Annotated in this window: 10 protein-coding genes; 3 read left to right on the forward strand and 7 right to left on the reverse strand. The window is 58.7% G+C overall.

Annotation, left to right across the window (positions count from 1 at the left end; all coding sequences use genetic code 11):
• Positions 1–402: 402 nt before the first annotated feature.
• A complete protein-coding gene (locus tag ACP7B9_RS06555; RefSeq protein ID WP_425861853.1) occupies positions 403–1,338 on the reverse strand; it encodes a TIR domain-containing protein in 936 nt (311 codons plus the stop codon).
• Positions 1,339–2,346: 1,008 nt separating this feature from the next.
• Positions 2,347–3,720: a hypothetical protein gene (locus ACP7B9_RS06560; RefSeq protein WP_425861855.1), complete on the reverse strand. Its 1,374-nt coding sequence runs from the start codon at positions 3,718–3,720 to the stop codon at positions 2,347–2,349.
• A 1,532-nt stretch (positions 3,721–5,252) separates the two neighbouring features.
• Between ACP7B9_RS06560 and ACP7B9_RS06565 the strand changes: the two genes are divergently transcribed.
• Positions 5,253–5,693 carry a hypothetical protein gene (locus tag ACP7B9_RS06565; RefSeq protein WP_425861856.1) on the forward strand — a complete coding sequence of 147 codons (441 nt, stop codon included), beginning with the start codon at positions 5,253–5,255 and terminating at the stop codon, positions 5,691–5,693.
• A gap of 316 nt (positions 5,694–6,009) precedes the next feature.
• Here the strand turns inward: ACP7B9_RS06565 and ACP7B9_RS06570 are convergent, their stop codons facing one another.
• From ACP7B9_RS06570 to ACP7B9_RS06590, 5 genes are all read right to left on the reverse strand, one after another.
• Entirely contained in the window at positions 6,010–6,561 is a 552-nt protein-coding gene (locus ACP7B9_RS06570; RefSeq protein ID WP_425861857.1) for a DUF2231 domain-containing protein, read from the reverse strand.
• Positions 6,562–7,540: 979 nt separating this feature from the next.
• Positions 7,541–8,590 (reverse strand): LLM class flavin-dependent oxidoreductase, encoded by a 1,050-nt coding sequence (locus ACP7B9_RS06575; protein ID WP_425861858.1) that lies wholly within the window; start codon positions 8,588–8,590, stop codon positions 7,541–7,543.
• An 8-nt stretch (positions 8,591–8,598) separates the two neighbouring features.
• Positions 8,599–9,240: a superoxide dismutase gene (locus ACP7B9_RS06580; protein ID WP_425861859.1), complete on the reverse strand. Its 642-nt coding sequence runs from the start codon at positions 9,238–9,240 to the stop codon at positions 8,599–8,601.
• A gap of 40 nt (positions 9,241–9,280) precedes the next feature.
• Positions 9,281–10,330 carry an LLM class flavin-dependent oxidoreductase gene (locus tag ACP7B9_RS06585; protein WP_425861860.1) on the reverse strand — a complete coding sequence of 350 codons (1,050 nt, stop codon included), beginning with the start codon at positions 10,328–10,330 and terminating at the stop codon, positions 9,281–9,283.
• Positions 10,331–10,376: 46 nt separating this feature from the next.
• Positions 10,377–11,051 (reverse strand): NADPH-dependent F420 reductase, encoded by a 675-nt coding sequence (locus ACP7B9_RS06590; RefSeq protein WP_425861861.1) that lies wholly within the window; start codon positions 11,049–11,051, stop codon positions 10,377–10,379.
• A gap of 96 nt (positions 11,052–11,147) precedes the next feature.
• Between ACP7B9_RS06590 and ACP7B9_RS06595 the strand changes: the two genes are divergently transcribed.
• Together ACP7B9_RS06595 and ACP7B9_RS06600 are read left to right on the forward strand one after the other, a co-directional pair.
• Positions 11,148–11,654 (forward strand): MarR family winged helix-turn-helix transcriptional regulator, encoded by a 507-nt coding sequence (locus tag ACP7B9_RS06595; protein WP_425861863.1) that lies wholly within the window; start codon positions 11,148–11,150, stop codon positions 11,652–11,654.
• 64 nt (positions 11,655–11,718) lie between these two features.
• On the forward strand, positions 11,719–12,216 hold the full coding sequence (locus tag ACP7B9_RS06600) for a MarR family winged helix-turn-helix transcriptional regulator (RefSeq protein WP_425861865.1): 498 nt from the start codon (positions 11,719–11,721) through the stop codon (positions 12,214–12,216).
• The last annotated feature ends 79 nt before the right edge of the window (positions 12,217–12,295 follow it).

A 12,295-nucleotide genomic window follows, 5' to 3' on the forward strand; every position in this document is an offset into this window, starting at 1 on the left:
CCATTAGCCACCATTTTCGACATTCATATAGTAAATCTGTTGCGATGTCAGTATGTCACCTCGAAGTATCAGTTCCTTCATTCTTTGGACTGTACTGAATGTGCAGGGCGTCCGCAGGTCGTTTAGCTAGTTTTAATGCCAACGAGGTTTAGCGCGTGGTCCAAGCAGTTGCAGGCTGCACGGGTGCCTTTGGCAATGGGTTTTAAGCGGCTGACCGTAACCTCGTCCCGTCAACCGGACCTATGTCGTGTCGCTAGCCTGCAAGTTCGAAGGCCCCATCCATCGGCGGCAGCTTGTCCGGAGCGGGGGCTGGCTAATACAACAGCGCCCCTTGGCGTCAATTGTTCAGGTAATCAAGGCCAAGAAGACCCTCGCTCCGGAACTCTTCAAAGCAGAACCAGGTTAGAAATTGGATTTATAACCGAGTCCGGCAAGTTCCTTAAGAAGTTCGATTTTCCAGTCTTGACCCCGGACATCCACCATGCCTTTGATATCCCCCGGAAGTTCTACTCCAAAATTCAAGACGATTACGTTCTCTCGCCTGAGCTTCCCGTAGAAGTAACCCAGCTCGAATACGACATTCTGGCGCGCCCTATTTTCTATCTCTTCGGGGTTGTTCTTTGCCCTGGCTTGGTCGTCCGGTGTCATGATGACAATGGCACAAGCTGCGTCAGCTGAATACGATTCGAACTTTTCAATCAGAGTCTTACCTCCATTCAGCTGCTTGCTGAGAACTATCGGTGTCACTCCTAATGATTCCTGCACCCACTCAGACACCTCACGCCGCAGTCCATCATCATGGCCGTGGACCATGAATATTTCCTTTGGTGGAGCCACATCGGTCTCAGCAAGGTGGATTGCTTGTTTCTCTTTTGCCGTAATAAATGCTGACGGCTGCACTTTCCCAGGACGCCCCGGCAAGGCAGGAACGACTGATTTTGCGGCCGGTTCACGTTGCTCGGCTGAGAGCTTGAAGTCTTCTTCGAGCGAATACCCTGCATCTTGGATCACCTGACGAAGATGTGCTTTTTCTTCATCTTGTTGCTCCGAGCCTTTGGACCAATACGAATTGGCGTGTTTCCTTAGTGCGTCAAGAAGCCCCTTCATTAGTGCATATGCCTGCGCCTCGTCGGCCCTCAAGAAAGCATCAATAATCTTTTGTTGCTTGCTACCTTCAGTTTTGGGTAAACCAGCAGCAGCTATTTTTCGGTCAATTGCTGAATGTGCCGGCCCTTCACCATTACTCCAAAATTCGGCAAAAGGATCTACAAGAGAGCGGCCAAGGTCGGAGCCGGAGTGTGCGTCATCAGGAAAGAAGTACATTTCCTCATTATTCATGAAAAAGAAGAAACACAACACACGCCTCGCACCCACTGAACCAAAGAATGTGCCCGCCGAAAATCTTCTGCCTTATGACGACCGAGTTGACACCCATATTCACCGTCAGGTCATTCCGGTGACTTAACGCCCGCCCGGGGCGTCTCATCATCATTTCGGTCATGACCTTCGGTGGAGCTGAAACCACATCGCGCCTACGAGTAACAGTTGAAAAATCCTCGTTTCGCTCATACCCAGCCGCGACGATGCCCTTTGAGGCCTTCGGAATGTTGGCTACCACCGATTGGCCGCTTATGCGCAATTTTTCATGGCCAATAACACGCGGACGGGACCGATGTCCACTCGGAACTAAGCACTTTAGGTTGGCCAAGTACGTCCTTTGAGCCTGCAAGCAGTCCGGCGCGCCAAATTCAATTTTCCAGCTCACGCAATTAGGCAATATTGACGTGAACCAGCAGCCCAACGAAGGGCTGCGGCAGGTCCATGCCAACGCAATTGCATTCCCGCCGGTCAGACCCTCAACTCGTTCCCGCATGGAACCCTGAGCCGCGTTTCATCGGCGGAACGACTGGCCATGTCTTTCTTGTATTGACGGCAGAGAACGAGCCGTTCACGCGGGAGTTCTTACTTCCGGCGTCGAAACTGGTATGCCCAAACTTTGAAATGCAGTACAACACCGACAGAGGCCGGTTCGACGTTTTTGACGACGATACATATCAAGACGAGTTTCCGACTCTAACGGACACGGAGTTCGCCGAGCACCGACGGAGCCCACGACGCAGCACCCGCCGGAACACCGGGAAGTGCGAGTAGCGGGAAAACGGACCAGAGCATCGCTGCGGGACTACGGCGCGAGCTTAGGGCAAGATCGTCATCGTGAAAGGGCACCGCCCTGTCCGTACCGGCATCTGCCGCCCGCTCCGCTGTTACAGCGTCCTGTCCTACTCGGGAAGATGCTTAATGGCGCACGCCGTAGAGCCAGCCAGCATCAAAGATGGAAATGCCCGACTACTCACTCGCAATTGCTACAGCTGTGCGCGCTTCAATCCAGGCACTGGCGTTCGGAAGTGCCACGAGGCCAATAGATGTCCGCAGAAATTGTCGGATAGCGGGTCTTTCTTCCGGCAGATCATGTGCGTGCCGAAGCAGCACATAGAGGGCTGTGGTATCGAGAATGAGCCCTTGTTGGGCAGCGAAAGGCTCGATCTCGTCAGCTCGGAGAATGGTGCTGCGCACATTCGGGTCCTTATCAATCTCCCTGTTCAGCAAATACCACATGCCTGGGATGGTGTCCGGGGTCTCCTCGAAGACGTACTTAGTCACGTAACCCTGCAGGACTGACAATTTCCCGCCCTTTGCGTTGCCGCTGACACCAGTAGCATCACCTAGGACCAACCATTGAGGATCGTCGGGGTCGGTAATCCTGAAGTCCTCCCGCCGCTCTTTGTCCACCCACTCAAGGTCCATGTCCCTAACCCCGAAGCCCAAGTTTTCCAAGGCATCGCGAACGGCGTCCTGCAGCGCATCATCCTGTCCACGTAGAAGTTGTCTGCTCCCTGCCGCAGCTTCTTCCCGCGCCTTATTCAGTTCTAAGTCCAGCTGCACACGAATGGCTTCAAACTTGGCCTTAGCCCTTTCGAAGGTCTCACTCTCCTCAGCGTGTCTGAGAGCGATGGCAGATTCTTCTGCCGAGTGCCACTCAGACGAGGCCCACCAGTCGGGAACCCCGGGGAATTTCTTGGGCTCCAGCCGGCGCCAGCTCGCGAATGCTGCATTGATCCAAGGTCCGAGGGTGCTTACCTCGCTCGGGACGAACCACACTTCGCCTCTTTTGGGAGCATTAATGGTTCCAGCCAAGACGACGCCCTGCGGGCCGATGGCGAATGAAGACAAAACCACGCCGACGGGCAGTTCATCGGGGATGATCAGCCCAGATTGGGTGTCCCGGCTTTCGGCTGCCTCAGTCAGAGAGGTTAGCAACTCCCGGTCAAACCCTTGCTTGACTGCAATCTCATGCCCAGGAATCTCCCACCGTAGCCCTAGAGTGACGTCGTCCTCTGCACTGTTTAGCCCCGAAACCCTGTCCAGGACTCCGAAATTTCCATGATGACCCTCCGGCAGCACTTTGAAGATGTAAAGGTGATCCGCCACTCGCGAATAACTTTTACTGAAGACATTCGACGTGTCTACTTTCTGGTACGCGCTATTCAAGATGAGCGCGTCCCACTCCGTCTGTTCAACAGAGTCAAGGTCGGTAACCACTTTCACAGTGCCTGGCAGATTCACTTCCTGCTGCACTCGGGCGGCGAAACCCCATTTGTCGTCAAGGATGAGCATTCTCGGATGTTCTCGTCGGTTTGCAATTGTGTGGCTGGCTGACAAGAAATTCGTCCAATCTTAACAGTGGGAAGGTCGATGAGTAAAAGAGGGCAGAGAGTGCCGGACACAGTGATTGTTGCCGACACTCTGGCCGGTCCGAGTTGAACAGAGCGGAAGCCCCGGTTCTTAGATTACTGCACCATCTAGGTTGCTTATTTTTCGTTGTTGTCCGGCGCCCTTAAGCCGGTCCCTCACCAGACAAACAATGCCCTGACCTGGACTATTGATTTTGCTGCTGGCGGAGTGTCCGCATACCCCGTCCGGTGGTCCGTCCCGATGACCGGGCGACATACGGAAGGTTCTTGTCACTTAATGATTCGCGTTCGGATGAACCTATTTTGCATTCGCAGATTGACGTCTCAAAACGATCGCATTTCTTACGGCTTCTGCGCCATGGTCGGTCCTGCGAACAGGGGAATTGGCGGACGTTTCTACCCACTCCCCCGGGCAAAAAGGCACCAAAAGACCCTCTTCTCTGCCCCCAGGCAGTCTGACGAACCCAAGCCAAACCATCCCCAGATCAAACGACTTCCATTCAGGTACGACGACCATCCATTCGCAACCAGTGACATGCCATCAATCATGCCGATGAACCTGCAAACGGCCATCAGGCAGCAGCTTCGGCGCCACGCTGCAGGGCCTAGTCACGTTTTACTCACGTTTTTGAACGAAAACCAACCGCAGATCATGGCATATCAACGGTCCCTAATTGATCTAGCTCCCCCGGAAACTAGCGGTTTTTGACCGTCAACGGAGACTGTTGGCATGAAACTCCTGAGTTTCTCTTGGTCGTGGGTTCAATTCCCGCCCGGGGCACTTTTTGATGTGTCGCGATATCGTTGACAAAAGCTCTCTCCTTCGGGAGGGGGCTTTTGTCTTTTTCTTGGCCCGTTTTGCCCTACTGCCAGGTTAAAACAGACACGGGTTGTGTCTAGCACCGACTGCACATCCGAGCCGGGGCAAGCACGCATGGAGGCGTCGCCCGCACCACGTGGCGTCTTTCCAGTACTCGCACGGTGTAACTGACTCAGCCAAAGACCAGACCCAGGCAGACTCCATCTACCGCAGCAATTCCGACCGTCAACGATGTCCCGACACATCAAATGACCTGCCAACTCCGCGGCCTCCACCAGAGTCAGCGATGTACTGAAACCACACACCACCCAAGGGCACTTTCTATTGCCCAGGTCTGCGGTTATGCTCCGCAGGCCAGGACCCGTGAGGGGCAAGAAGAGCCCCAAGTCATCTTTTACTCATCTAATTCAGCTGAATTTTCCTGAGATTCTAGTCATCACTTTCAGAATCTGAGTTTCATCCCATGGACCAGTTTGGGTGAGCTAAAGGGGAAGACAAGTTCTCGCCCCGGGGCGACAGAAGTAGTCATCCAATTGGAATTGTGTACCAGTCAGCGATAGCGAATGCCGCTGTGCATATTACGATCGCCCCAATCCATACCGCCAGGTTGCGGAGCTCGTCGACGAACGGGCCTTGCAAGCGGTCTTGAGCCGCCAGGGTGCCTCGATCTACAATCGAGTATGGAGAATCTTCGATTCAGCGTTGATGTCGACGCTCCCGCGCAGCACGTCTGGAACGTCATGCTCGACCTCGACACCTACCGCGAATGGACAAGTGCCTTCAACGAGGGATCGACCTACGAGGGCGGCTGGAATGAAGGCGACGAGATCCGCTTCCTCGGCCCGAACGACGACGGCACGGCGAGTGGTCTCCTCGGCACCATCGTCGAGAATCGGCTTCACGAGTTCGTACTGATCCGCTACCTCGGCGATATCGTGAATGGCGTCGAGAACCGCGAAGGACCCGCCGTCGGGCTGCACGAGAGCTACTCGTTCAACGAGACTGACGGGGTGACGACTCTCGTCGTCGAGCTCGAGGTGCCTGACGAGTGGGCAGACAGCATGCGTGGCATGTGGTCGGAGGCGATCGTCACGATCAAAAGGTTGGCAGAGCGGGCCTAGGCCGACGCAATCCGGCCCCGGTCGGGGTTCCCATGGTGTGCTCCTTGGCGTGAACAGCCCTCGACATCGTTACCACCCGTGCGCCGGCCGAAATGAACCGGCGGAACTATGCGGCACTGTAACCAAGGCGCGCACGACAGGTCAAGGGATGGACGTAGACGCCGCGCCGCGCCGCGCGGACCGGCCTCTTGCGGTTCCCGGTGACGATGGGCGATCTTGGTCCTCGCGTCAGGTGGCTGTTGCGGGAGGCCGCGCGCAGCCGGGCTTCGTTCGTATCCCACGGGAAGCGCGATGAGACTCGACGAGAACGCGCCGATTACCCATGGTCGGCGGCAGCGGTCCGGCGTGCGGTTCCACGATTGAGGGCTAGATGCCCACCCAGGAACCCGGCTCCGGCCATGATCACGTTTCCGGCCATGCCGAGGCTCGCACCGAGCGAATAGTGCCCGCGCATCCGCACGATCAGAGAGCCGAGGAGAAGGAACGTGGCGGCGTCGGCACCCAAAGCGTGTACCGCTCCGATCCGACGCTCGGGGCCCATCATTTCCGCCCAGTCGCCAGCGCCCGCAATAGCGGTCGGTACTGCTGCCGCGAGTCCCACTCCGACCAAGAGCGTTGCACCGGGTCGTGCCGGTAAACCGCCGGTCAGATCGAGGATTGAAGCGCTGATCCAGCACCCGAGCGTCAAATCGGTGAGCAGCGGATGCACCGAATGACCGAAGACCTTGGTGTGAAAAGGGCTGCGCCGGGCCCAATCCAAGATGGGCCCATAGACGAACTCTTGGGCCGTAGCAACCCGCTCGGAAACGGAACTCTCGCCCACCGCCCGAACTAACCGCTGCGGCAAGGGCAATGCAGTCATGCTCATGCTCATGCTCTTTACGCTACACGGATGTGGCGAGCCTGCATATGGTTGCCGAAGGCTGTTCCAGTCCTAGGCCTGCTGAACCCGCGGCTAACAAAACGGTCGCATATCGACGTGTCCGGCAGGCATGTCCAGGTTCGCAGATTGACTCCCAGAAACATCCCGCTTAAGACCGCCCCAAACCGCCGACCAGACGCAAATTGTTGGGTGATTATTTACATTCATATTCCACTCCCCCCAACAAAAGGCACCGAAAGGCACAATTCATGACGGCGTCTGGACGTTTGACTGCCCTCGCCGAAACCGCGCCCTGAACAACGCGGCTTATTGACGCACGACAGCCCTGTGTTGGCAACGAGTGGCATGCCGTTCATCATGCCGATGAACCTGCAAACGGCCATCAATCAGCAGCTCCGGCGCTACGCTGCTGGGTCTCGTCACGTTTTACTCACGTTTTCAACGAAAACCCATGCCAATTGTTGGCATCTCATAAGGGCCCCGTTGTTCTAAATCCGCGGGTCAGAGCCATCTGGAACCAACTCTCCTTTCCCGTCCACGGGCGTAATGCTCGCGAGATCCCGCGGAACTAGAACTACGTGGGACTTGAGGGTTGGGGCGGATAAGTATTGGGACTCCGATCGCCGTAGTCCCGGCCCAGAGCAACGTCGTTTAACAAGGAACCATCCGTAGAAACAAAAGCTTTCCAGTCCAGCATCATCGATTCCAGCTCACGGAACTCGGCGATCATGCCTCCATCGACAACCCCATGAACCGCGGCGGCATGCCCTTTTCAGCCCACCTTTCCACCCCTCAGCTCAAACTGCACCAAGCGCCAGGCTTCTGGCACCGACTTACCGAACCACGTATCGCCCTGCTTGACGATCACTTGATGTGGTCGGTAAGCAGGGCGATACGTGGCTGTTCGTGCGGGCCGACACTTTCTTTCGGGTCTCACCGTTGGGAGCGGCCGACTCTTGAACGTTTACAGATTCTTGAGGAGTCGCTCAACGCGGGGTTTGACCTCGGTGGCCAGCAGGGTGATGGATTCTAGGAAATGTTCGTGCGGGAGCCCGCCGATGTCCATCTGCAGGAAGTGCCGCATGTGCCCTAGGTGCTCGTGGAGGTCAACGATGCGTTCGGCGATTTCGTCAGGTCCCCCGACGTAGTAGGCTCGCGGGGCTTCGGTCAAGGCTTCGAAGTGACTCTTGTCCGGGGTTGGCCAGCCCCGGAGCTTGCCCATTTCAACATTGAGGTTGTGCCATCCGGGGTAGAAGCGTTCCATGGCTTCCTTCTTGGTCGGGGCGACCAGGCCGAAGGCACCCACCGAGACCTTGATGTCCTTTCCGGTGTGCCCGGCCTGCGCAGCGGACTTCCGATACAGATTTGCCAGTGGAGCGAACCTAGACGGGGTGCCACCGATAATGCCGTAGGAAACGGGCAGGCCCAGCCTTCCGGCGCGCGCGGAAGAAGGAGCGCTGCCGCCGGTGCCCAACCAGATCGGTAGCCGGCCATTGACGGGGCGGGGAACCACGGCGAGGTTGTCCAGAGCGGGGCGGACAGTGCCGGACCAGCTTACGCGAGCGGTGTCATTGTCAGCGTTGTTGATGCTCATCAGCAGGTCGAGTTTTTCTGCGTAAAGCTGGTCGTAGTCCTGTCGCTCATAGCCGAACAAGGGGTAGGACTCGGCCGAGGAACCGCGCCCGGCAGTGATTTCCACCCGCCCGCCACCGGAGATCGCATCGGCGGTGGCGAACTGCTGGAAGACCCGGACTGGGTCATCGGTGCTGAGCACGCTCACGGAGCTGCCCAGGATGATTTGCTTTGTGGCGCCTACTGCCGCTGCCACCATTGCACCGGGGGAAGAGGCAGGCATGTCCGTGGTGTGGTGTTCTCCCACGCCGAAGTAGTCCAGCCCGTTCTTATCGGCCAAGACGATGGCCTCGTGCAGGTTGCCGATGGCCTCCGCGGTGGCGCGAAGGGTCCCATCTGGGTTGCGTTGGGTGTCTCCGAAGCTATAGACGCCGAGTTCCATGATTTTCCTTAGGCCAGTGAGCCGGTTGCGGGAATGATGAGGCCAGTTGCGTGGGTGCGGGCCGCTTCGAAGCGCTGGGTGACGTCTTCCCAGTTGACCAGGTTCCAGAAGGCTTTGACGTAGTCCGCCTTGACGTTGACGTAGTCCAGGTAGAAAGCGTGCTCCCACATATCTAGCATCAGCAGCGGGGTGGTGCCCACCGCGACGTTGCCCTGCTGGTCATAGAGCTGCTCGATTACGAGGTTTCCACCGATCGGTTCGTAGGCCAGGAAGGCCCAGCCCGAACCCTGTAGTCCCATGGCCGCGGCACTGAAGTGGGCGCGGAAGGCGTCGAATGAACCGAACGCGTCGTCGATCGCGGCGGCCAGTTCGCCGTCGGGCTTGTCCCCGCCATCCGGGGAAAGGTTCTTCCAGAACACCGAGTGGTTGATGTGTCCGCCGGTGTGGAACGCAAGGTCCTTGGAAAGTCGATTGATGTTAGCGAAGTTGCCCTGCTCCCGCGCTTCGGCCAGCTGCGCGAGGGCGGTGTTGGCGCCGGCCACGTAGGCGGCGTGGTGCTTGGAGTGGTGCAGCTCCATGATCCTGGCGGAAATGTGGGGCTCCAGCGCTGCGTAGTCGTAATCGAGTTCCGGCAGTACGTACGTGTTCATGGTCTTTCCTTAAAGTTTCGAAGCGAGGAAGGTTGGTGGCTTACTTGGCGGCGAGGAGTCGCTCGACCCGGGGCTTGACCTCGGTAGCCAGCAATGTCAGGGATTCGAGGAAGTGTTCCTGGGGCAGGCCGCCTATGTCCATCTGCAGGAAGTGGCGCATGTGTCCCATGTAGCCGTGCAGGTGCACGATGCGTGCGGCGACCTCGTCCGGGTCCCCGACGTAGTAGGCACCGGGGGCATCGGCCTGGGCCAGGAAGTCGCGCTTGTCCGGGGCCGGCCAGCCGCGCAGCTTGCCCATTTCGATATTCAGGTTGTGCCATCCGGGGTAGAAGCGTTCCAACGCTTCCTTCTTCGTCGGGGCGATCAGGCCCAGCGCCGCCACCGAAACCTTGATGTCTTCGCTGGTGTGCCCGGCCTGCGCGGCGGACTTCCGATACAGTTCAGCCAGCGGTGCGAATCGGTGCGGTGCGCCGCCGAGAATCCCATAGGACACGGGCAGGCCCAGCTTGCCGGCACGGACCGAGGACGGGGCGCTGCCACCGGTCGCCAGCCAGATCGGTAGCCGGCCGTTAACCGGGCGGGGAACCACGGCCAAGTTGTCCAGGGCTGGACGAACGGTCCCGGACCAACTGACGCGAGCTGTGTCGTTGTCAGCGCTGTTGATGGTCATCAGCAGGTCGAGCTTTTCTGGGTAGAGCCGGTCGTAGTCCTGCAGGTCGTAGCCGAACAGCGGGAACGTCTCCACCGAGGAACCGCGGCCTGCAGTGATTTCCACCCGGCCGCCGCCGGAGATCGCATCGGCAGTGGCGAACTGCTGGAAGATCCGCACCGGGTCATCGGTGCTGATGATACTGGCGCCGCTACCAAGGATGATCTGCTTGGTCGCCGCGGCTGCGGCGGCGATCATCGTGCCCGGGGAGGACGCGGGCATGTCTAGGGTGTGGTGTTCGCCGACTCCGAAGTAGTCCAGCCCCTTCTGGTCCGCTAGGACGATCGCCTCAAAGAGGTTGCTGGTCGCTTCAGCAGTGGGACGAAGACTGCCGTCGGGATTGCGTGGGGTGTCGCCGAAGCTGTAGGCACCGAGTTCCATGATTTTCTCCTGTGTTGAATTCTGTGAAGGTGTTGAAAGACTGACTTCAGGCCAGGGAAGGTTCGCGTTCTGCGGCCAGGATCGAACGCATCTGTTCGGCAGAGTGGCTGCCGTTGAAGATCTCGGTGCCCGGCTGGAAGGCACGCCCGGCCTCGAGCGGACCGGCATCAATCGCGTCATAACCGAGGCGTTCGATGAAGCCGGCCACACGGGCTTTTGCGTCATCGCTGCCGCCTGCCATGGCCAGCGCCCGGCGATCTGCTGTGCCGGCCGCCCGGTCGTCCTCTTCGAGGTCGTGGTAGCCAATGTGGTTAAGCGTCTTCACGATGTCCGAACCGGACAAGTACGCCTGGACAATTTCACTGCTCGACCTGGGGTCGTTCTCGAAATCACCGATCTCCCCGTCAATGGGAGCCCAGTAGTTCATCGCGTCAATGACCGTCCGGCCCGCCAAAAGCTCCGGCTGAAGCGTGCGGTACTTGTGCAGCGGCACCGCCACGACCACGATATCGGCCCGCGCCGCCTCGGCAGCCTCGACTGCCACGGCCCCAGGAGTGACGATTTCAGCCAGCAAGACGAGGTCATCCGCCGGCTTGGCCGTGGCGATCCTGACGTCATAGCCGGCCTTAAGAGCCTGCCGGGCGACGGCGGCACCCACCCTGCCTGCGCCGAGGATCCCAATGGTTCGGGCTTCTGATGGCTGGTGCTGCGAAGCGCTCATGCTGCTGGTTCCTTCCTAGAACAATTTAGGTTGTTTGACAGACTATATTCCAGACAGAACATCTGTGCAACTTCATACTTGCGCTATGATGGATTTATGAATGAGAGCACACAGGAACATCCAAGTAATGCGACAGCGACGGTCCCGGGCGATTTAGGCTGGCATCTGGGAATGGTACTGCGCGGCTACCAGACTCGCTTTGAGACCGCTGTGGCCGAAATGCCGGCCGGCATTCGCGGCTTCCAAGTACTCTCGACCGTCGTGCACAAGGACCCGCCAAACCAGCAAGCGCTCGGAACCCATCTGGCCATCGACAGGACCGTCCTGACCTACCTGATCGATACCCTGGTGAAGGCGGGCGTCGTTGAACGCATCCCCGACCCGTCAGACCGACGGGCGCGGAAGATCGTTGCCACCGACAGCGGGCGGGAGATGCTGGCCGACCACGAGGAACGTGTGGCCGCGGCCGAGGCCGACCTCCTATCCGGGCTGGCAGAACCAGAATCCCTGGCCCTGGCCTCGCTGATCAGCCGGTTGGCGATGGACGTCCATCGAGCCCAGCCTGGTTCCAGCCCCTGCGAAGCCATGGATCACCTGCCCTAGGCAGACCACGCTCCGCGGGCTAAACATTGACAAGGGCAAGGCCCCGAAAGACAGGAGCAAGGCCATGGACCACCACGCATTGCCCGGTGAACGCGAGCGAGTGGCCTGGCGTTCTTTTGACGTCATGCAGCAATCACTGAGACGCAGCCTCGAGCAGCACCTGCAGGCAACCAGCGGATTGTCGGTCCCCGACTACGATGTGTTGGCCGCCTTGGCCGCAACGCCGAATGGACGACGGCGATTCTCGGACCTCAGCGATGACCTCGGCTGGGAACGAAGCCGCCTGCACCACCAGCTGACTAGGATGTGCCGCCGCGGGCTGGTCCGGCGCGAACCCGAAGGGACGCCTCCAATATCGCGGGAGGTCTTCACCGCCCTGACCGAACAAGGCCACACAGCGGTCCAAAACGCCGCGGGTATGCATGCCGAAGAAGTTCGCCGACTGATCTTCGAGCCCCTCACGGCCACCCAAATTCACCAGTGGACGGAAATCTCCGACGCCATTCTGGGCCCGATCTCAAGAACCGACGGTCCAGAAGGCGCCACTACGGACCGCGACTAAACACCCACCCAGATCGAAGGCGTACAAGTGGTCAACGACCCTACCGTTCTGGCGCCCGAGGTTGTAGGCAGCGCGCAGC

This window comes from Arthrobacter sp. TWP1-1 (assembly GCF_049897845.1).
GTDB lineage: Bacteria > Actinomycetota > Actinomycetes > Actinomycetales > Micrococcaceae > Specibacter.

Bases quoted from the DNA above. Each gene is read 5' to 3' on its own strand.
- ACP7B9_RS06570 (WP_425861857.1), bottom strand. From the start codon at position 6,561: ATGAGCATGACTGCATTGCCCTTGCCGCAGCGGTTAGTTCGGGCGGTG.
- ACP7B9_RS06555 (WP_425861853.1), bottom strand. From the start codon at position 1,338: ATGAATAATGAGGAAATGTACTTCTTTCCTGATGACGCACACTCCGGC.
- ACP7B9_RS06585 (WP_425861860.1), bottom strand. From the start codon at position 10,330: ATGGAACTCGGTGCCTACAGCTTCGGCGACACCCCACGCAATCCCGAC.
- ACP7B9_RS06595 (WP_425861863.1), top strand. From the start codon at position 11,148: ATGAATGAGAGCACACAGGAACATCCAAGTAATGCGACAGCGACGGTC.
- ACP7B9_RS06600 (WP_425861865.1), top strand. From the start codon at position 11,719: ATGGACCACCACGCATTGCCCGGTGAACGCGAGCGAGTGGCCTGGCGT.
- ACP7B9_RS06580 (WP_425861859.1), bottom strand. From the start codon at position 9,240: ATGAACACGTACGTACTGCCGGAACTCGATTACGACTACGCAGCGCTG.
- ACP7B9_RS06575 (WP_425861858.1), bottom strand. From the start codon at position 8,590: ATGGAACTCGGCGTCTATAGCTTCGGAGACACCCAACGCAACCCAGAT.
- ACP7B9_RS06590 (WP_425861861.1), bottom strand. From the start codon at position 11,051: ATGAGCGCTTCGCAGCACCAGCCATCAGAAGCCCGAACCATTGGGATC.
- ACP7B9_RS06565 (WP_425861856.1), top strand. From the start codon at position 5,253: ATGGAGAATCTTCGATTCAGCGTTGATGTCGACGCTCCCGCGCAGCAC.